General features: G+C 41.4%; 24 protein-coding genes. 21 read left to right on the top strand and 3 right to left on the bottom strand.

Features of this window, described 5'->3' with window-relative positions; genetic code table 11:
* The first annotated feature begins 78 nt into the window (after nucleotides 1-78).
* The 17 genes from AC4HAI_RS00335 to AC4HAI_RS00415 all read left to right on the top strand — a co-directional run bounded on the left by AC4HAI_RS00335 (nucleotide 79) and on the right by AC4HAI_RS00415 (nucleotide 13,039).
* A complete protein-coding gene (locus AC4HAI_RS00335) occupies nucleotides 79-795 on the top strand; it encodes a YebC/PmpR family DNA-binding transcriptional regulator (RefSeq protein ID WP_491078109.1) in 717 nt (238 codons plus the stop codon).
* Nucleotides 796-957: 162 nt separating this feature from the next.
* The gene (locus tag AC4HAI_RS00340; protein ID WP_491109977.1) at nucleotides 958-1,614 is read left to right on the top strand and encodes a CBS domain-containing protein; all 657 of its coding nucleotides are present in this window, start codon (nucleotides 958-960) and stop codon (nucleotides 1,612-1,614) included.
* A gap of 159 nt (nucleotides 1,615-1,773) precedes the next feature.
* Entirely contained in the window at nucleotides 1,774-2,424 is a 651-nt protein-coding gene (tmk, locus tag AC4HAI_RS00345; RefSeq protein WP_491078111.1) for a dTMP kinase, read from the top strand.
* On the top strand, nucleotides 2,424-3,287 hold the full coding sequence (locus tag AC4HAI_RS00350) for a DNA polymerase III subunit delta' (RefSeq protein WP_491109978.1): 864 nt from the start codon (nucleotides 2,424-2,426) through the stop codon (nucleotides 3,285-3,287). The genes tmk and AC4HAI_RS00350 overlap by 1 nt, the downstream gene beginning before the upstream one ends.
* Entirely contained in the window at nucleotides 3,284-4,084 is an 801-nt protein-coding gene (locus AC4HAI_RS00355) for a PSP1 domain-containing protein (protein ID WP_491109979.1), read from the top strand. The genes AC4HAI_RS00350 and AC4HAI_RS00355 overlap by 4 nt, the downstream gene beginning before the upstream one ends.
* Nucleotides 4,077-4,397, top strand: a complete 321-nt coding sequence (gene yabA / locus AC4HAI_RS00360; protein WP_491078114.1) for a DNA replication initiation control protein YabA — start codon at nucleotides 4,077-4,079, stop codon at nucleotides 4,395-4,397. The genes AC4HAI_RS00355 and yabA overlap by 8 nt, the downstream gene beginning before the upstream one ends.
* A 2-nt stretch (nucleotides 4,398-4,399) precedes the next feature.
* Complete coding sequence (rsmI, locus tag AC4HAI_RS00365; protein ID WP_491109980.1) at nucleotides 4,400-5,266, top strand: 16S rRNA (cytidine(1402)-2'-O)-methyltransferase; 867 nt, start codon at nucleotides 4,400-4,402, stop codon at nucleotides 5,264-5,266.
* Between the two features lie 228 nt (nucleotides 5,267-5,494).
* Nucleotides 5,495-6,589: a 3-phosphoserine/phosphohydroxythreonine transaminase gene (gene serC / locus AC4HAI_RS00370; RefSeq protein ID WP_491109982.1), complete on the top strand. Its 1,095-nt coding sequence runs from the start codon at nucleotides 5,495-5,497 to the stop codon at nucleotides 6,587-6,589.
* An 18-nt stretch (nucleotides 6,590-6,607) separates the two neighbouring features.
* On the top strand, nucleotides 6,608-7,150 hold the full coding sequence (locus AC4HAI_RS00375; RefSeq protein ID WP_491109983.1) for a GNAT family N-acetyltransferase: 543 nt from the start codon (nucleotides 6,608-6,610) through the stop codon (nucleotides 7,148-7,150).
* Nucleotides 7,151-7,173: 23 nt separating this feature from the next.
* On the top strand, nucleotides 7,174-8,355 hold the full coding sequence (locus AC4HAI_RS00380; protein WP_491109985.1) for a 3-phosphoglycerate dehydrogenase family protein: 1,182 nt from the start codon (nucleotides 7,174-7,176) through the stop codon (nucleotides 8,353-8,355).
* 73 nt (nucleotides 8,356-8,428) lie between these two features.
* Nucleotides 8,429-8,653, top strand: coding sequence for a DUF6440 family protein (locus AC4HAI_RS00385; protein ID WP_491109987.1), 225 nt, complete (start codon nucleotides 8,429-8,431; stop codon nucleotides 8,651-8,653).
* Nucleotides 8,650-9,138 carry a methylated-DNA--[protein]-cysteine S-methyltransferase gene (locus tag AC4HAI_RS00390; RefSeq protein WP_491109989.1) on the top strand — a complete coding sequence of 163 codons (489 nt, stop codon included), beginning with the start codon at nucleotides 8,650-8,652 and terminating at the stop codon, nucleotides 9,136-9,138. The genes AC4HAI_RS00385 and AC4HAI_RS00390 overlap by 4 nt, the downstream gene beginning before the upstream one ends.
* Before the next feature lie 16 nt (nucleotides 9,139-9,154).
* Nucleotides 9,155-9,508 carry an arsenate reductase family protein gene (locus AC4HAI_RS00395; RefSeq protein ID WP_491078121.1) on the top strand — a complete coding sequence of 118 codons (354 nt, stop codon included), beginning with the start codon at nucleotides 9,155-9,157 and terminating at the stop codon, nucleotides 9,506-9,508.
* Nucleotides 9,509-9,776: 268 nt separating this feature from the next.
* Nucleotides 9,777-10,643 (top strand): Rgg/GadR/MutR family transcriptional regulator, encoded by an 867-nt coding sequence (locus AC4HAI_RS00400; protein WP_491078122.1) that lies wholly within the window; start codon nucleotides 9,777-9,779, stop codon nucleotides 10,641-10,643.
* Nucleotides 10,644-11,090: 447 nt separating this feature from the next.
* Nucleotides 11,091-11,993: an ABC transporter ATP-binding protein gene (locus AC4HAI_RS00405; RefSeq protein WP_491078123.1), complete on the top strand. Its 903-nt coding sequence runs from the start codon at nucleotides 11,091-11,093 to the stop codon at nucleotides 11,991-11,993.
* Complete coding sequence (locus AC4HAI_RS00410) at nucleotides 11,977-12,726, top strand: DUF2705 family protein (RefSeq protein WP_491078124.1); 750 nt, start codon at nucleotides 11,977-11,979, stop codon at nucleotides 12,724-12,726. The genes AC4HAI_RS00405 and AC4HAI_RS00410 overlap by 17 nt, the downstream gene beginning before the upstream one ends.
* 133 nt (nucleotides 12,727-12,859) lie before the next feature.
* Entirely contained in the window at nucleotides 12,860-13,039 is a 180-nt protein-coding gene (locus AC4HAI_RS00415) for a hypothetical protein (RefSeq protein WP_491109991.1), read from the top strand.
* 134 nt (nucleotides 13,040-13,173) lie between these two features.
* Here the strand turns inward: AC4HAI_RS00415 and AC4HAI_RS00420 are convergent, their stop codons facing one another.
* The gene (locus AC4HAI_RS00420) at nucleotides 13,174-13,542 is read right to left on the bottom strand and encodes a YccF domain-containing protein (RefSeq protein ID WP_491109993.1); all 369 of its coding nucleotides are present in this window, start codon (nucleotides 13,540-13,542) and stop codon (nucleotides 13,174-13,176) included.
* 220 nt (nucleotides 13,543-13,762) lie between these two features.
* On the opposite strand from AC4HAI_RS00420, the gene AC4HAI_RS00425 reads away from it, so the two are divergent.
* The 4 genes from AC4HAI_RS00425 (at nucleotide 13,763) to AC4HAI_RS00440 (ending at nucleotide 18,305) form a co-directional block, all read left to right on the top strand.
* Entirely contained in the window at nucleotides 13,763-15,025 is a 1,263-nt protein-coding gene (locus AC4HAI_RS00425) for a dicarboxylate/amino acid:cation symporter (RefSeq protein ID WP_491109994.1), read from the top strand.
* On the top strand, nucleotides 15,015-15,950 hold the full coding sequence (locus AC4HAI_RS00430) for an ATP-grasp domain-containing protein (RefSeq protein ID WP_491110268.1): 936 nt from the start codon (nucleotides 15,015-15,017) through the stop codon (nucleotides 15,948-15,950). Before AC4HAI_RS00425 ends, AC4HAI_RS00430 begins: the two co-directional genes overlap by 11 nt.
* A gap of 218 nt (nucleotides 15,951-16,168) precedes the next feature.
* Nucleotides 16,169-16,915, top strand: a complete 747-nt coding sequence (locus AC4HAI_RS00435) for a response regulator transcription factor (protein ID WP_491109995.1) — start codon at nucleotides 16,169-16,171, stop codon at nucleotides 16,913-16,915.
* Between the two features lie 460 nt (nucleotides 16,916-17,375).
* Entirely contained in the window at nucleotides 17,376-18,305 is a 930-nt protein-coding gene (locus AC4HAI_RS00440) for a sensor histidine kinase (RefSeq protein WP_491109996.1), read from the top strand.
* Between the two features lie 27 nt (nucleotides 18,306-18,332).
* On the opposite strand, the gene AC4HAI_RS00445 is transcribed toward AC4HAI_RS00440, so the two are convergent.
* The gene (locus AC4HAI_RS00445; RefSeq protein ID WP_491109997.1) at nucleotides 18,333-18,506 is read right to left on the bottom strand and encodes a hypothetical protein; all 174 of its coding nucleotides are present in this window, start codon (nucleotides 18,504-18,506) and stop codon (nucleotides 18,333-18,335) included.
* 39 nt (nucleotides 18,507-18,545) lie between these two features.
* A complete protein-coding gene (locus tag AC4HAI_RS00450; RefSeq protein ID WP_491109998.1) occupies nucleotides 18,546-19,064 on the bottom strand; it encodes a hypothetical protein in 519 nt (172 codons plus the stop codon).
* Nucleotides 19,065-19,070 lie beyond the last annotated feature (6 nt).

Raw genomic sequence — 19,070 nt, forward strand, 5'->3', positions numbered from 1 at the left:
ATTTTGTGGTACAATAATGGTGATTTTGCCCTTGGGCAAGTGAGTAAAATATACCAATAGCGAATTAAAGGAGAAATCATGGGACGTAAATGGGCCAATATTGTTGCGAAAAAAACTGCTAAAGATGGTGCAAACTCTAAAGTTTATGCCAAGTTCGGTGTTGAAATTTATGCGGCTGCCAAGCAAGGTGAACCAGATCCAGAGTCAAACTCAGCTTTGAAGTTTGTTTTGGAGCGGGCTAAGCAAGCGCAAGTACCAAAGCATGTCATCGATAAAGCGATTGATAAAGCTAAGGGAAATACGGATGAAACGTTTGTAGAAGGGCGTTATGAAGGCTTCGGGCCAAATGGATCTATGATTATTGTGGATACCTTGACTAGCAATGTTAATCGTACAGCAGCCAATGTTCGGACGGCTTTTGGTAAAAATGGCGGTAACATGGGAGCATCAGGTTCGGTGTCCTATATGTTTGATCGTAAGGGAGTTATTGTCTTTGCTGGTGATGATGCTGATGCGGTCTTTGAGCAGTTGCTGGAGGCTGATGTTGATGTAGATGATGTCGAAGCAGAAGAGGGCAGTATTACAGTTTATACCGCTCCAACTGATCTTCATAAGGGGATGGAGGCGCTTCGAGCAAATGGGGTTGAGGAATTTCAAGTCACTGAGTTGGAAATGATTCCGCAATCAGAGGTTGAATTGTCAGGTGAAGATTTGGAAGCTTTTGAAGGCTTGATCGATGCGCTGGAAGATGATGATGACGTGCAAAAGGTTTATCACAATGTTGCTGATCTTTAATTCGTCTATCCTGGACCTAAAATAAGAGAGCAAGGGAAATCAAAGCTGTGATTTTCTCACAGGTGAGTGATTGCATCCCTTTTCTCTTTTCATTAGGCAGATGAAACCGTTGTCAAATATGATATAATACAAGAGAGTTAAATTGAGTGAGGAATTGGTACTATGGCGGTTAAAGATTTTATGACTAGAAAAGTAGTTTATGTCTCTCCGGAAACGACTGTTGCTGCAGCTGCAGATGTCATGCGTGAGCAGGGGCTACGTCGTTTGCCTGTTATCGAAAATGATAAGTTGGTCGGTTTGGTAACCGAAGGGACAATGGCAGAAGCAACACCTTCGAAAGCTACGAGTTTATCGATTTATGAGATGAACTATCTTCTCAACAAGACTAAGATCAAAGATATTATGATTAAAGATGTTGTGACGGTATCTCCTTTTTCTAGTATCGAAGATGCTATCTACATTATGATGACGCATAAAGTTGGTGTTCTTCCTGTAGAAGAGAACGGAGTGGTGTCTGGTATTATTACGGATCGTGATGTCTATCGTACCTTCCTTGAGGTGTCTGGCTATGGCGAGGCAGGTGTGCGTGTACGTATTTTAGCTGATGATAGTGTGGGTGTTCTTGAACGGATCGTGGGTACTATTGCTAAGGAAGGGCTTAATATTAGGCGGACGGTTATTGCCAATGCTAAAAATGGCCAAGTGATCAATGAAATTCAAATTGACGGTCAGGTAGATCCTGCGAGTCTTAAGGCTAAGCTGGAAGCAGCTGGTCTGATTGTGGATGATATTCAACTGACAGAAGCTAAAGTTTTATAAAGAAAGAGCACTAGAAAATGAATTAATTTTTCTAGTGCTTTTATAATAAATTAGGAGACTGCTTATTCTTAGATGTTACCCCGAGGAAGGTAAAAGCAGCTGGGAAAATGATATTGGGCCAAGAAAAATAGGCTTTTTTTTGGTAGAATAGATAACAGTATGGAAAATAAAAAACCAGTAAGAAAAGGGAAGCTGATTACCCTAGAAGGTCCCGATGGGGCCGGTAAGACAAGTGTTTTAATGGAACTTGTTCCTAAGATAGAGGCGCAGGGTTATCAGGTTGTGACGACGAGAGAGCCTGGCGGTGTAGCTATTGCTGAGAAGATCCGTGAGATTATCTTGGATGTTGCTCACACTGAGATGGATGATAAGACGGAGCTTTTGCTTTATATTGCGGCTAGACGTCAGCACTTGGTAGAAAAGGTCATACCGGCTTTGGAGATGGGGAAAGTTGTATTGATGGATCGTTTTATCGATAGTTCGCTAGCCTATCAAGGTTATGGTCGTGGTTTGGACATCCAAGCGATCAAGTGGTTGAATGCTTATGCGATTGAGGATGTGCATCCTGATTTGACCTTGTTATTTGATGTTCCATCTGAAGTTGGATTAGAGCGTATTCAGGTGGCAGATGAGCGTGAGGTTAATCGCTTGGACCTTGAGAAGCTGGATATGCACCAGCGCGTGCGTCAGGGTTACCTAGATCTGGCTGAGGAAGAAGCAGGGCGCATTGAGGTAATTGACGCTAGTCAGCCTTTGAGCCAAGTGGTTGCGCAAGCCATCAGTCGGATAAATAAGGAGTTGGCAGATTGATGACACTAAGGGATCTTCAGCCTAAAATTTTTGATGAATTTCACCAAATTTTACGTCAGGATAGGCTGAGTCATGCTTATCTTTTTTCAGGGAATTTTGGGAGTTTTGATATGGCTCTCTTTCTTGCTCAGAGTCAGTTTTGTGAAAATCTTCAAGATGCTCTTCCTTGCGGTGAGTGTCGTGAGTGTCGCTTGATTAGGGATAGAGATTTTTCTGATGTTAAAATTATCGAAGCCCAGGGCAATCTGATCAAGACCGATACGATTCGTGAGCTCTTGCGTGATTTTACACGCTCTGGATTTGAGGGGCAAAAGCAATTTTTTATTATCAAGGATGCCGATAAGATGCATGTCAATGCTGCTAATAGTCTTTTGAAATTTATTGAGGAGCCCCAGTCTGCTTCTTATATGATATTGGTCAGTGCTGATGAGAGTAAGGTGCTGCCGACTATTCGCAGTCGCTGTCAGCGATTTTATTTTACAAAAAATACAGCCTACTTGAGAGAGCGCTTGGAATTGAAGGGGGCGCTCAAAGATAAGGCAGAGTTGATCGCAGATTTGGCAGATGATGAGCATGAGGCTGTGGAGCTGGCCAATTCGACGAAGTTTGATGAGATCTATCGTCTAGCGCAAAAATATGTGACGACCTTTAAATCCCAGCCTGATCAAGCTTTTTTACAGGCTGGTCAGCTTGCTAGTCTAACTGATGATAAGGTGGAGCAAGATCTGATTTTCAGGCTTCTCTTAATTCTTTTTGGACGAAATCAGCAACCAGATGCTGTCACTCGCTTATACCAAGCTAGGCAGATGTGGTTGAGCTATGTTAGCTTTCAAAGCAGTTTAGAATTTATGGTGCTATCATGATAGAAGTAATTGGAATTAGATATGATGACGGTGAGTCATTGAGCTATGTTTTACCAAGTCAGAAGGTTCATAAAAACGATCGTATAGTTGTTCGCTTAAGCAAGGGTGAGCGTCTGGCAACTGTTGTGCAGGAAAATCATAAGCGACCGGCAAATACTCTGCCAGCCCAGATGGATAAAGTGGTGCGCCTAGCTGATGATGCAGATTTGAAGAGGTCTGAGGAAAATATGGCTCTGGCTAAGGAAAGCCGGTCCAAGGTTAAGGATTTGATTGCCAAGCACAATCTTCAGATGAAGTTGGTTCAGATTATTTTTTCCTTGGATCGCAGCCATGTGTTTATTACCTATACGGCTGAAAAGCGTGTGGACTTTCGTCAGCTCCTGAGGGAGTTGGCTGGGTATTTTAGAGCACGTATTGAATTGCGACAGATCAGCCCACGTGAAGAAGCCAAGGTCTATGGTGGGCTTGGACCTTGCGGCCGTCCCTTGTGCTGCTCGACCTTTCTGGGAGATTTTCCGCCAGTCTCTATTAAAATGGTGAAAAATCAAAATCTTTCGCTAAGTTCAGGGAAAAACACGGGGTTATGCGGCCGTCTCTTGTGCTGTCTGAGCTATGAGGATGATTTTTATCGGGAGGCTAAGCAGAAATTTCCAGATTACGGTAGCAAGGTTAAAACCCAAGAAGGTTGGGGAACTGTTGCTAGTATGGATGTCTTTAAAGAGACGGTCAATATTCGCTTTGAAGAGCAGGCTGGTATCTTGACCTACAGTTTGGAGGAAATAAGCCAGTATGGATAGAAAAGAATTATTTGATGCTTTTGATGAAGTCTCCAACAACCTGATGGAAAATTTTGCTCAAGTGGAACTCATGAAGAAGAAGCTTGAAGAGATTATGGAGGAGAATTCTCAGCTGAGATTGGAAAATGCAAAACTGCGTGAGCGTTTGTCGGATGTTGATCAATCGCAACCCGTCAAAACGGCTAGTGCCGGTCGACAAAATCTAGAGGCAATCTATGATGATGGTTTTCATGTTTGCAATATCGATTATGGTAAGCGACGTGATATCAATGAAGACTGCTTGTTTTGTATGGAATTGCTGAACAGGGGGTAGGCATGAAGCTGCAAAGAAGTTTTAAAGAGTACCAGTCAACTGGGACCCTTTTTTTGGTACCGACTCCCATTGGTAACCTGGAAGACATGACTTTTCGTGCGATCAAAACCTTGAAAGAGGTGGACTTTATCTGCGCAGAAGATACCAGAAATACAGGGATCTTGTTGAAACATTTTGAGATTGAGACTAGACAGATTTCTTTCCATGAGCATAATGCCCATGATAAGATTCCAGGACTTATCGATCTGCTGCGTGAGGGAAAATCTTTAGCTCAGGTCTCTGATGCAGGGATGCCCAGTATTTCTGACCCTGGTCATGATTTGGTTAGGGCTGCTATCCAAGCCGAGGTGCCAGTGGTCCCTCTGCCTGGGGCATCTGCTGGTATCACTGCCTTGATTGCTAGTGGCTTATCTCCCCAACCCCATGTTTTTTATGGGTTCTTACCCCGAAAAAAAGGGCAACAGATCAGTTTCTTTGAGGAGAAAAAGCCCTATCCAGAGACACAAATTTTTTATGAATCACCCTATCGTGTGGCTGATACGCTGACTAATATGCTGTCTGTTTATGGGGATCGTCAAGTAGTCTTAGTTCGTGAGCTGACCAAGCTTTATGAGGAATATCAGCGTGGCTTGATTTCGGAAGTGTTAAAACACATTTCAGAATATCCCCTTAAGGGGGAATGCCTCTTAATTGTCGATGGTGCAGGGGAAGTGCCTTTATCTGGCCCCGATGAGTCCATCGACATTGAGGCTGAGGTGGCTAAGCGAATAGCTACGGGCGATAAGCCCAATCAAGCCATTAAGGCCGTTGCTAAGCAGTATGGTATGAATCGCCAAGATGTCTATAATCGTTACCATGAGATTGATTGATGGCTAAAGAAAAGGAGTGAGAGTGAGACTTCATTACGGTTTGTTGATGGCGTACTCTCTTTTTTGAGTTTAGGAAAGCTCTTCTAGTTAAGGTTGTCAGATCATTTTTTATTGATTCTGCTGCAATGTTCGTGAATCTTGCAAAAGTAAAAGGTTTTCTATTGGAAAATATGTAAAATTCAGATAATTATTGCTATAATGGTCTCATTAAATTTTGGAGGTGTCGTTATGACTGTTTACAATTTCTCAGCAGGACCTGCTACTCTACCTAAACCAGTTTTGGAACAAGCACGTGATGAGCTGATTGATTATCAAGGTTCCGGAATGTCCGTGCTAGAAATGTCCCACCGCTCTCCAGAATTCGACAAGATTATTAAAGATGCTGAAAGCCTCTTGCGAGATTTGATGGCTATTCCTGATCATTACAAGGTGCTGTTCTTGCAGGGTGGGGCTTCCCTCCAATTCACCATGGTACCGCTCAATCTTGCTCAGGGTAAGAAGGCTTATTATTTAGTTGGTGGTTCTTGGGGTAAGAAAGCCTACAATGAGGCTGTGAAATTATCCAAGACTATTCCTTTTGAGCCTATTCTCTTAGCTTCTTCAGAAGAGACGGTCTATGATCATATTCCTGACTTTGATCCAGCCAGTATCGATAAAGATGCGGCTTATGTCCACCTTACGACCAACAATACGATCGAGGGGACCTCTATCTATGAGTTACCGGATACCAATGGTGTGCCTATTGTAGCTGATATGTCTTCTAATATTTTAGCAGCTCGCTATAATGTTGAAGATTTTGCCTTGATCTATGCTGGTGCACAAAAAAATATTGGCCCAGCAGGGGTGACCGTGGTTATCGTCAGAGAGGATTTTCTCAATGACCAACCTCAATTATCTGCTATGCTGGATTATCGGATTCAGGCAGATGCCCAATCTCTCTACAATACACCACCTGCTTACAATATTTATATTTCAAAGTTGGTATTTGAGTGGGTCAAAAACACGATCGGCGGTGTGGACAAGATGGCTGAGATCAACCGTGAGAAGTCAGCCCTTCTCTACGATGCTATTGATCGGTCTGACTTTTATCGCAGTCCTGTTAAACATAAGGCTGAGCGTTCGGTGACCAATATCCCCTTTGTCACGCCAAGTAAGGACTTGGATGCTGAGTTTGTAGCTCAAGCAGAGGCTTTGGGCTTTAAAAACATCAAGGGGCATCGCAGTGTCGGTGGTATGAGAGCTAGTCTCTACAATGCTTTTCCACGCCAAGGTGTTCTCGATCTCATTGATTTTATGGTAGCGTTTGAACAAGCACATTCATGAGATAGGAGGCTGTGCGTCATGGAGATTCGTCAAGCATTTCCAAATGAGATTGATCGTATTATGACGATTATTGAAGAAGCTAGAGCTTTTCTGGCAGAATCAGGGAGTGATCAATGGCAGGGTCAGTATCCCGATCGAGAAACGATTTTTGAGGATATCCTGCAGGGGTATGGCTGGGTAGCTTATGAAGATGATGAGCTACTTGGTTATGCGGCTGTTATTGATGGCCATGAGCCAGCTTATGATGGTATCTATGATGGCAAGTGGCTGCATAATCATTACCGCTATGTCACCTTTCATCGAGTGGCAATAGCCTCCAAGGCTAGAGGAAAGGGGCTTGCTCAGACCTTTTTGCAGGGTTTGATCGAGGGACATGATGGCCCTGATTTTCGCTGTGATACGCACGAGAAAAATTTGGCCATGCGTCATATTCTTGAAAAACTTGGTTACCAGTACTGCGGCAAGGTCGTTTACGAAGGAGAACGCCTAGCCTATCAGAAAATTAAGAGACGGGCTGAACAGAGTCTCTATCAAGAGGTCGATGAGTCCAGTGCATTTTAATCTATCAAAAAGGGAGGACTGCTATGATCTATAGTGTTAAAACCTATAATAATATTAATCCAGACGGTCTAAAAGAATTGGGCAATCAGTTTCAGATCGATGGTGATTTGTCTGAAAATCCAGATGCCTACATTATTCGCAGTCAGGATCTGCATGGTCAAGAGTTTCCAAGCCAGCTCAAGGCTATTGCTCGAGCCGGAGCAGGGACTAATAATATTCCCATCGAAGAAGCGACAGCGGCAGGGATTGTTGTCTTTAATACACCGGGTGCCAATGCTAATGCTGTCAAAGAAGCAGTGGAAGCGTCTATTTTGATGTCAGCCAGGGATTATCTTTCAGCCAATGCCTGGGTCAATACTTTATCTGGTGATGATGTCGCCAAGCAGATAGAGGCGGGCAAAAAGCAGTTTGCTGGCAGTGAAATCCGTGGGAAAACGCTCGGTGTCATCGGTTTGGGTGCTATTGGTGGGCGTATTGCCAACGATGCTCATCGTCTAGGGATGAAGGTCTTGGGTTATGATCCTTATGTCTCTATTGATACCGCTTGGAATATTTCTCACCATGTTCGGCGTGTTGAGGATATCAAGGCAATCTTTGCCAATGCGGACTACATTACGATTCATGTCCCGCTGACAGATAGCACACGTGAAACCTTTAATGCTGCTAGTTTTGCCCTGATGAAAAAAGGGACGACTATTATTAACTTTGCTCGTGGGGAATTGGTCAACCATCAGGATCTCTTTGAGGCGATAGAAGCAGGTGTGGTGAAGCGCTACATTACAGACTTTGGTAGTGAGGACTTGCTAAATAAGGACAAGATCACAGTCTTTCCTCACGTAGGGGGATCTACTGAGGAGGCAGAGCTAAACTGTGCCATTATGGCTAGTCAGGAGATCCGCCAGTTTATGGAGACAGGTGAGATCACCAACTCTGTCAACTTTCCTAATATGCATCAGGTACAAGATGCTCCCTACCGGATTACTTTAATCAATAAGAATGTTCCTAACATTGTCGCTAAGATATCGACAGCTGTATCTGACTTGTCTATCAATATTGATAACATTCTCAATCGGTCGAAAGGGGACTATGCCTATACCATTCTTGACCTCGATGAAACCGATCGTCAAAAGATCGATGCCTTAGTCACTCAGTTTGAAGCTAGTGAGAACATTGTGCGCGTGCGCTTAATCGCCTTAGACAAATAAAATAGGGGAGTGAACGACAAAATTCACTCTCTTTGTTATACTGTTAGGAGAAAATTTATTTAGGAGGTAAATGATGGATAAGACGTTTCAAAAATCGTATAGACAAGAGCTGCATCATCGGTTTGTTGCTATTAATTTTACTCCAGAAGGTTCTGCTGGAGCATTTTTGGGGCAAACCTTATTGATTGATCGTGAGACAGGGATTGAGTATCTTCTTACAGGTGGTCATTTGGTACCCTTGCTCAATGCAGACGGTAGTCCAAAGATCAATGAAAAGTGGCGCAGTGGTGAGCTATGATAGCTAGGGCTGTTTATCCTTCACCTTTAGGTCTTATTTATCTGGCGGCTGATGATGAGGCTTTGCTTGAGGCTTGGTTTGAAGATCAGAATTCTCTGGCTCCAGAGGTTCTGATGGCTGATGGTGAGGACTGCCATCCTGTTTTGGATAAGGCTAGGGCTTGGCTGGGGGCTTATTTTTCCAATCAAGCTCTGCCTGAGGATCTAGCGCTGAGTCCTAAGGGGACGACTTTTCAGCGATCAGTCTGGCAAGCCCTGTTACAGATTCCTAAGGGGCAGACGATCAGCTATGGTCAGCTGGCTGAAAACCTGTCTTGTGGATCAGCTCAGGCCGTCGGTCAGGCGGTTGGGCACAATCCCTTGCTTATTTTTATTCCCTGTCACCGAGTCTTGGGAAGTCAGGGAGAATTGAGGGGTTATGCCGCAGGCTTAGAGCGAAAGTCCTGGCTCTTGGCTCATGAAGGATATGGGAGCGCAATAGATTAGAGAGGAAGACTTAGATATGTATACATTTTATCAGTACCCTAAATGCACGACTTGTCAGCGGGCGAAAAAAGAACTAGATGAGTTGGGAGTTGACTATGAGGCTATCGATATCAAGCAAAATCCACCTCAGGTAGAGATTCTGCGTGAGCTCTTGGACCACTCCGATATTAAGCTCAAGCAGCTCTTTAACACCAGCGGCAACAGCTATCGTCAGCTAGGACTCAAGGATACGTTTGACCAGCTAACTGTAGATCAAGCCTTAGAATTATTAGCCAGCGATGGCATGCTGATTAAGAGACCCTTGCTGGTCAAGGATCATCAGGTCTTGCAAGTCGGCTATCGCAGCCCTTATTCTGAGTTGGGACTTTAGTCTACTTAAACTGCTTCCAGTTTTGTCCTGCCTTCCCAAGAGTTAGATTTTTGTCTGACGCTCGAGAGCAGGTCGAATTTGGGGGGCAGTTTTTTTATTAAAAAATGACCGTTCAGGGTGAAATAAGGACCGTTCAGGACATAGGTAATCTGAAAGCCAAAAATCTAGTATAATGAATTTGGTAACGTGATGTTAATGATGCTTTTACAATAGGGCGGAGATATGTCAGCCGATAACGACATTAAAATGTTAGTTAAGGAGATTTGTGATGTTAGGGAAATCACTGGAACTAGGTGAGCTTTATAAAGAACTACGGATGGCTAGAGGCCTTAAGCTGAAGGATATTGCTCGTGATAATCTATCGGTTTCTCAGTTGTCCAAGTTTGAAAATGGTCAGACCATGCTGGCAGCTGATAAGCTTATTTTGGCTATTCAGGGGATCCATATGACTTTTTCAGAGTTTAGTTATGCTTTAACGCAATATCAAGAGAGTGATTTTTTCAAAATTGGTAAAAGAATGGTAGAGCTTCAGGCTCAAAAGGATACTGAGGGACTTAAGCAGATTTTAAATGATTATCAGCCTACAGAATCTTACGATGTTTATAATAATCTTAATCAATTAATAATTAAAGCCATTATTCATAGTTTGGATTCTGACTTTGAAATTACAAATGAAGAAAAAGAACTGCTAACCTCCTATTTGTATGCGATTGAGGAATGGACAGAGTATGAGCTCTATCTTTTTGGCAACACTTTATTTATTTTATCTGATGATGATTTGGTCTTTCTAGGTAAGGCTTTCGTGGAGAGAGATAAATTGTATCGGGAGCTTCCTGAACACAAGAAACGCTCTGAACTGGTTTTGATTAATCTTATTCTGATCTTGATTGAGCATCGTAAACTTTATCATGCTTCCTATTTTGTTGAAATTCTTGAGAAGATGCTGACCTATCAAGATATGTTTGCAAGAATTTTATTAAATTTTTTAAAGAAAGTGATGGATTATTTGACTGGAGAGGGTGTTAGCTTGTCTGATATTGAAGACTATATTAGTCTGATTGAGCAGCTGGACAATCCTACACTTGTCATGTTTTTAAGAATGAATTTGGAACAGCTTCTGTTAGAAAAAGAATAGTATAAAGTCAGGAATAAATAAAATCGCTCTGGATAAAATCCAGGGCGATTTTTTGTATCAAGTATATGGGAGTATGTTTGAAAGTTAGTACTTAATGACTATTATTAGATTATGAACAAAAAGTAGAGTATCTTTATTATTTATTTTTATAGTAATAATGGCAATAGTGCGATCGGTAGACATAAAGTAAGTGATGCTAATCGTTTGAGCATAGTAGATATCAACCTCCTTCCATGTTCATTTTACTATCAAATGTAAGTGAAATAGAAAATTCGCAAATGTGAAAAAAAGAAAAAAAAAATCAGATTTGCGAATTTTTGAACAATATCTTTTAAAATGATATTGTTTATATGTATGTAATTTAATGGGATATTGTAAATAGATGAAGTTGACAGTAGCAAAGAAGATATAGGTATATTAAAGCAAATAAGGTAGCGAGGTGACATTTTGACGGAGATTTTGAGAATTGATCAGCTGAGCAAAAAAATTAAAGGTAAGGCTATTATAAAATCAGTAGATCTAAAGGTGCAGTCAGGAGAGATCGTTGGATTCGTAGGACCTAATGGGGCCGGTAAAACGACAACGATGAAATGTATCCTAGGTCTGAGTCACATTAGTGGTGGAGATGTCAGGTTTGATGGTGTTTCTTATCATGGAAAAAATTATTTTCCCATGGAGGGAGTTGGCTCTTTGATTGAGAATCCAAGCTTTTATCCATTTTTATCTGGCTTAGAGAATATTCAACTATTAAATTCTGGGTATGATCAAAATGAATTAGCCCACTTATTATCTGTCTTGGGGATGCAAGAAGCCATGACCAAGAGGGTCAGTGAGTATTCTTTAGGAATGAAGCAAAAGCTGGGCATTATTCTTGCGATTTTGGGAAGTGAAAAGCTGGTTATTTTAGATGAACCGACAAATGGCTTAGATCCTTATTCGGTGATACAGTTCCGGAAAATCATTAAAGAGTACTCTAATAAGGGCGTATCTTTTCTAATTTCTAGCCATATCATTAGCGAGTTAGAAAAGGTCTGCCATCGGATCGTTGTCATTTCGCAGGGACAGACACTGAATAGTTTCTCAATGTCTGATATTAAGTCTAACCTCAATGTGTCTATTATCTATCAGGAAATGACAGAAGAGTTAAGGGTGATGAACCATCAATTTATCCAAAAAATCAGCGAGAAAGAAAAAACTATTTTTTATAGTTTTCAAGATTCGAAGGAATTGGCACAATTGATTAATAAGTTAAAGAGCATAGATGTGGAAATAGTCAATTTGACAATAGATAAAGTGACTGCAGAAGAGAGAGTAATGGAGATAATTTATAATCATGATACAACTCATTAAAGATGATTTAATAAAAATATGGCGACAAAAAATAACAAGGGTTCTGTTCCCTATGTTAGCCCTGTTTTATGTGATGATGGTGGTCCTGACGAAATTATCTACAGGATATTTTGATCCTAGATTTATGATTCAGAACTATTTTTCGATATTACAATGGTTGCCGATTGCGCTGGTACTTATCAGCATTACAAGTGTCTGTATGGAGTTCCAAAGTGGTGTTTTAAAGAATAGAGTTTATCGCTATAAAAAAAGAGCCTACTTGATCTATTCCAAGATTATTGCTCTCCTTATTGTAATAGTTGCTTCCTATGTCATGCTGGGGATTATTAATTATATAGTATCTAACGTATTATTTACGCATTACTTCACAGCTTCAATTAGAGAGGCTACTATTCTGTGGATTTTGGGCTCACTAATCGAAAACATGATGATTATATTGCTAGCGATCTTATTGTCAGTGATATTTAAGAGTCCGGCTATGCCAGCTTCAATCTGTATTTTGTATTATTTGTTGGTTAGTTTGATTGGGGGGTTCCTAGCAAGTCTGATTGGTAAAATTTCTTTTTTAAAATGGAATCCCTTTAATCTCTTGAATCTGAAAGGCCAGCTGATTGATCACTCGATGAGTGCTGTAACGCATTTATCTACGGTTCAGCTCATAGTTGCCATTTTTGCTTATTCTTTGCTTTATATTTTACTGACAGTGACTCTCTTTGATAGAGAAGAGTTCTAGGTAAAGGATAGTTACGTGGAAGTTTTTGAAGTTACTTTTGAGAAATACTCATTAGTGAATGCTGATATATCGGCTCTCATGGTCGTTTTGTTGGTGTAGTCTTATTACTATCAAATTAGGTGGTTATTTAATTATGGAAGAAATATTCAGAACTCTAACTAGTGGATCGGGAAAAACGGATGAAGTCATTCGACTAAGGCTTGATGTCACCCCCTCTAGTAAGGTTATAAAAAAAGGGATTGAGGTTCAAGCTAGAGTTGATCACAAGACTGGAGAAGTTACTTTATTTGTAGATCCTGATGAATTGAAGTAATAAGATTTGCCTACCCTTGGTATGTTATTACTATGCCTATCGTTAGAGTTACTTTGAGGAGACGAACTTCGTCTTCTCTTTTGTATTTTTTCAAATCAAGGGAAATTCTGTATTTTGATTGCTACGCTGTCAGTCTAATAGACTTGATAAATTTTTGCACCAAAAGGGAAGAGGCTGATAAAGGCCATTTTGATGGATTGCAGGGCAAAAGGGATGCCAATAATCGTGAGACAAAGAAGCAGTGCTGAGCCTAGGTGCATCAGAGCTAATTCCCAACCAAAGAGAAGAATCCATAGGATATTGAGGAGAAGACTTCCGACATCGGTTCCGACTTGGATTTGTTTGCCGAAGGGAAAGAGGCCGAAGCTGCCGATCTTGAAGCACTGCAACCCTAGTGGAATCCCGATTATGGTGATACATAGTATAATGCCGGCTAAGCTCCATCCCAACCATGCCCAAAAACCTGAGCAGATAAACCAGATGATATTTCCAAGTGTTTGCATGCTAATTCCTCCGTTGTTCATTATTTTAACCCTATTATGCCAAAAAAATGTAATTGATGGGGAAAATGTCCCAGACGGTCAAAATTTATCCTTGAATGCTAGCAGATGTTTAAAAGGGGTATTAATTTTATTGATACCCTAGGATAAAAAATATAGATTAGTAGGAGTTTTAGGGCTGTGATAGAATGAGGCTATCTTTCAATCAGTAAGGAGGGATCAGATGACTATTTTTCGCCCATTACTTCGCTTAAATTTAAGTGTTCAATTACTTTTAGCCTTGATTCTAGGGGGAATTGCCGGCAGTGTCTTGCCTGACTGGGTTGGTTTTTATAATTTGTTGGGGCAAGGATTTCTCAACCTCATCAATATGATTATTATTCCCCTGGTTTTTCCCTTGATTGTTCTTGCTGTGGCTAATATTATTAGCCAACAGTCTTTTGGGAAGCTGCTGACCCAGTCTATTGTTTACTTTTTCTTAGTGACCACAGCTATTACCTTTATTTTTGTGGTCAGCAGTTATTATCTTGGTTTTGGGAAAGCAGCAGATATTGGTCAGTCAGGGGCTAGTATCAAGGGTTTGGCGACGACTATCAAGTGGGATGAGTTCTTTCTTGGCTTTATTCCTTCTAATATCATAGAGGCCATGGCTAAGGGCAACTTGTTGCCTATCATTGTATTTGCTATTTTCCTAGGCTATGGGATAGGGAAGTTAGGTCCTGATAAGAGCGCTACCTTTACCAAACCGCTGAATACTTGGGTAGAGGCCATTTATCAGGTTGTGGGCGTGATCGTCAAGCTCTCCCCTATAGGTATTTTTGGCTTTATCGCTAAGGATACAGCTACGACGGGGCTTGATAAGCTTATTGGCTTGGGACAGTTTGTCTTAGGCACTTATGTGGCTTATGCCGCCTTGATTTTGATTATTTTTCCTGTGATTGCCCTCATCTTTCATGTGCCCTATCTTAAGTCTATCAAGCAGATTCGAGAGCTGATCACTTTGGCTTTTGTATCGGGGAGTTCAAGTGTTGTATTGCCATCGCTCTTAAAAAATCTCAAAGAAAATGGACATGATAAGGCGGTGACGGACTTTGTTGTTCCTCTGGGCTATTCCTTTAATCTGGAAGGTGCAGCTGTCTATTTTGCTATGGCTACGATCTTCATCGCTAATGCTTATGATGTTTCCTTATCTTTTTCAGGTCTTCTCTTTACGGTCTTGCTCTTGACCCTGATTGGTAAGACGGCTGCCACTATTCCCTCAGGTGCTATCGTCGTTTTATTGGCTGCAGCTCCTCAGCTGGGATTGCCGCTTGAAGGTGTCGCCCTCATCTTTGCTGTTGATGTTTTTGTCAATGCCGGTCGGACTGCTCTGAATGTTTTGGGACAATCTTTAGCTGTCAGTGTTATTGAAAAGTGGGGTCATGGTCAAGATCATTCTTACTTGGACCAAGAAAGTGTATCAAAAGGAGTAACAAATTATGGTTAAAAAAGTTTATGTGATTCATGAAAATCTAGAATGGACTAATCATTTGGTGAAATGGCTGGAAGAAAAAGACGTCCCTTATGAACTATGGGATCTCTCGGCAGGGATTTTAGACCTGCAGAGTGCGCCACCAGAAGGTGTTTTTTACAATCGCATGTCAGCTTCGTCTCATACACGTGGGCATCGGTATGCACCAGAGTACACTGAGCAGGTTTTGACCTGGTTGGAATCTCATGGGCGTACTGTTGTTAATGGTCTGGGAGCGATTAATCTTGAAGTGAGTAAGGTCAAGCAGTATCTCAAACTCAAGGAGGCAGGGATTGCCTCTCCTAAGACAGTAGCCGTCTTGGGCAAGGATAAGATTATCGAGGGGGCTAGAGCCTTAAATCACTATCCTTTGATTACTAAGCATAATCGAGCTGGTAAGGGTCTGGGTGTGCAACTATTTAACAATGAAGCTGAGCTTAAGGCCTATGTCGATGGTCCTGCTTTTGAGCCTTCCGTAGATGGGATTACGCTCTTGCAAGAATACATCAAACCAGCAGATGGCCGTATCCGGCGTTCAGAGTTTATCAACCGTTCTTTCTTATATACCGTTTCAATCGATTCATCAGATGGCTTTCAGCTCTGCCCTGCCGATGAGTGCCAAATCGATCAGGGTCCTGAGCAGTTAGAAACGTCTGAGAAATTTGAAATTACTGAGCCGCTCCCTCAAGCGCAAAGAGAGGCTTATGAAGCCTTCCTAAACCTAGCTGGTATTGATGTGGCTGCTATCGAGTGGGTCCAATCCGACGCAGGGGAGATTTATGTCTATGACGTTAATACCAATACCAACTATAATCCGACTGCTGAGGAAAAAGCACAAATTTTTGCTCATGAGCATTTAGCCACCTATCTCAAAGAACTCTTAGAGCAGGAAGCTGATTAGGCTGTTGTAATCTTGCTTTTAGCGTTGTTATTGCGAAGAGGCTGAGACTTTTGTCTCAGCCTTTTTGTGAGTCCAGTCTTATGAGGTTCTTTAGTCGGTTGAGATGTTATCAAACTGTTGCTTAGCTTTTATGAAACTGATATTTTCATTTGTTAGTATGATAGTATGGGGATTAGTAATAGAAAATCCTAAGTATGGTACTTATAGAGGAAAAAATTATGCTTGATATATATGTATTGGAAGATGATTTTCAGCAGCAAGCCCGACTCGAAGAAGCTATCAAAGGTTATAGTCATGAGACCGATACGCCTTATAAGCTGGAGGTTCATGGGAAGTCAGATCAGCTATTAGCAGCGATAGCTGGCAAGGGAAGCCATCAAGTCTTTTTTCTGGATATTGAGATCAAGGAAGAGACGAAAAAGGGGTTGGAGGTCGCTAAAGCCATCCGAAAGGTTGATTCTCAGGCGGTTATTGTCTTTGTAACGACTCATTCAGAGTTTATGCCCTTAACCTTTCAGTATCAGGTCTCAGCCTTGGATTTTATTGATAAAAACCTAAATGACAGTATCTATAGGCAAAAGATTTTTGATACTTTGGATTATGCCAAGGCTAATCTCAGCCTTAAAAGTGAGGATATTTTTACATTTGAAAACAAGATGAGTCGGGTTCAGCTGCCCTACCGAGAGATCTATTTTGTTGAAACGTCGACAGGGTCTCATAAGGTCACCCTTCATGCCAAGCATGACTACATGGAGTTTTATGGCAAGATTGCTGAGATTGCCGATAAGACTGAGCTGGTTCAGTGCCATCGCTCCTATGCCATCAATCCCAGAAATATTACTCGTCTGGATAAGAAAAAGGGTCTTGTCTATTTTCCTAATGGGGAGAGCTGCAGTGTCAGTCGACGCAATCTCAAGACAGTTGCTAATCTGCTAGCTGGAGATGGAGCAGTAGAGGAGGGGTGATATGGAAGTCATTGTAGCGATCTACCTGTCCAGAATGTTGATACTGGCGACCAGCTTATTTATCCTAAAGAGGAATACTAAGGTTAGCTATCCACGCCGAGCCTTAGTTATCTTTTTTTGCCTTAGTTTAGCTTTATATGGTGTTTTTAGTCATCTGTATTTTTTATATTATTTTGTGGACCTGTATCTCTTATATCATCTATTTTCTAAGAGTCAGAAAGATTATCAAGGATTTTGGCTGAAGAGCTTTATAGTACTCTATGCTAGAATAATTTTGGACATTTCAGGCCGCTTTTTCATCCTGAATATCTTCAATCAGTTTTATCCTAGCTTATCTCAAATATCAAATCAGGATGGTCTCCCCTCCTTACTCATTGTTCTTTTCCAATGTTTAATAGCTATCTTGATTAATGAACTATTTGTCAGATTTTTAAGGGTAGATTTTAGTCAGTTTCAGAAGTTGCAGGAAAATAGTGGATTATTATCTCTCTTTAGGGCAGCCTCCCTCCTATTGTTTGCCTATTACAGTATTCAGTGGTTAAGCTATGTGCTGCAACGATACGATGACTTGAGTGTACAAGCTAGTGTCGAACTTCGTCAGTACAGTTCGCTGATTATTTTATTTTTCTTTATATTTTTTGTAACCTACCTGACTCAACAGATTAATAAGAATTTGGAAAAAGAACTTCGTCAACAGGAGCAGAGACAGCAAGAAGAATTAAGGGAATATAACCATCATATCGAGTCCTTGTACAGGGAGATTAGGACCTTTCGCCATGATTATACTAATCTTTTAGCCAGTTTGAGGTACAGCCTGGATCAGGACGATCTAGACGGTGTCAAAGAGGTCTATCAGTCTGTTTTAGCAGAATCAGCTGGGGATCTTCAAGCTGCTAGATTTGATATGGGCAATCTTTCTTTGATTGATAATGATACCATTAAGAGTCTCATCTTGACCAAGCTCAACCAAGCGACCAGTCAAGGGATTGAGTTTAGGACAGAGGTCATCAATCCTATCGGTGCACCTCAGATGCCCCTAGCTGATTTTCTGCGTATCTTAGGTATTTTACTGGACAATGCGATCGAGGCAGCCCAAGGCTCGGAGAGGGCCTTTGTACAGGTTTCCTACTTTGAGGATGGGGCTAAGACTGTCCTTATAGTTAGCAATTCTGTAGCGGATAGGGCGCAAATCGCTCAACTAAAAAGTTTATATAATTTTGGAGAATCCAGTAAGGGAGAAGGGCGTGGACTGGGGTTGGCAAATGTCAAGGAGCTGATCGATAAGGATCCATCTATCAATTTAAGAACTCAACAAAGGTCAGCTTATTTTGCCCAGTTATTAGAAATAAATCATGAGAATCTAATAATAGCAAATGAAAAAGGTCTGTGAACATGTTCACAGACCTTTTTAGATGATCTATTCTTTTTCTTGATAATAATTTATAGATTCTTTTTGCGGGCGAAGTAATATTCCGAAGATCTGTCCAATAATACCGCCACTACTTTTCTTCCCACCGTTTACATGGGCTAGGTCGCTTGTATGCAGTTCCGGATAGGCAGTAAGGACGTTAAAGGTTTGTTTCTTTTTCATAATAATCTCCTTTGTTTCTCTTAGGTGTAGTATGACAGATCATTGTTGATGCAGTATTGTATCTTTGTAATAGTTAAAATACGTTTTCTTTTCAGTTATGTTACTGACACTACCTTGCAGACCGTAAGCCAGTTGTTTGGCTTGTGACTTTTTGATCGGGATATGAGCGGTGACTTGATAAAGGTTGGTCTCTTTTTGCTTGCTTGGCCTTGGATCGATGGTCTTGACCTTACCTTTTAAGATGGTTCGCTCACCGGATGAAGAGGATAGGGTAAAGATCACTGTTTGCCCCTTTTTGACCCTGCTGTAGTTGGAGGAGTCGACATAGTAGGTTAGGGCAACTGTCCTAGCTTTTTTGATATCGGGGAGCTTCTGGCTGGTCATAGGTTCTGCCGGTGTTAGCTCACCAACCGAAGAGATGGCAATTTCCTTGGTCGCAAAAGCTGAGAAGGTTATCAGGAACACGACTAGTAGCAGGATCGGGACGATGCTCAAGGTTGCAAAATTTTGGTAGCGCCGCTTGTAAAATTCTGTGCTGTGAAATAGTTTGGGATCCATGTTGCC

This window comes from Streptococcus sp. ALY_208 (assembly GCF_058314295.1).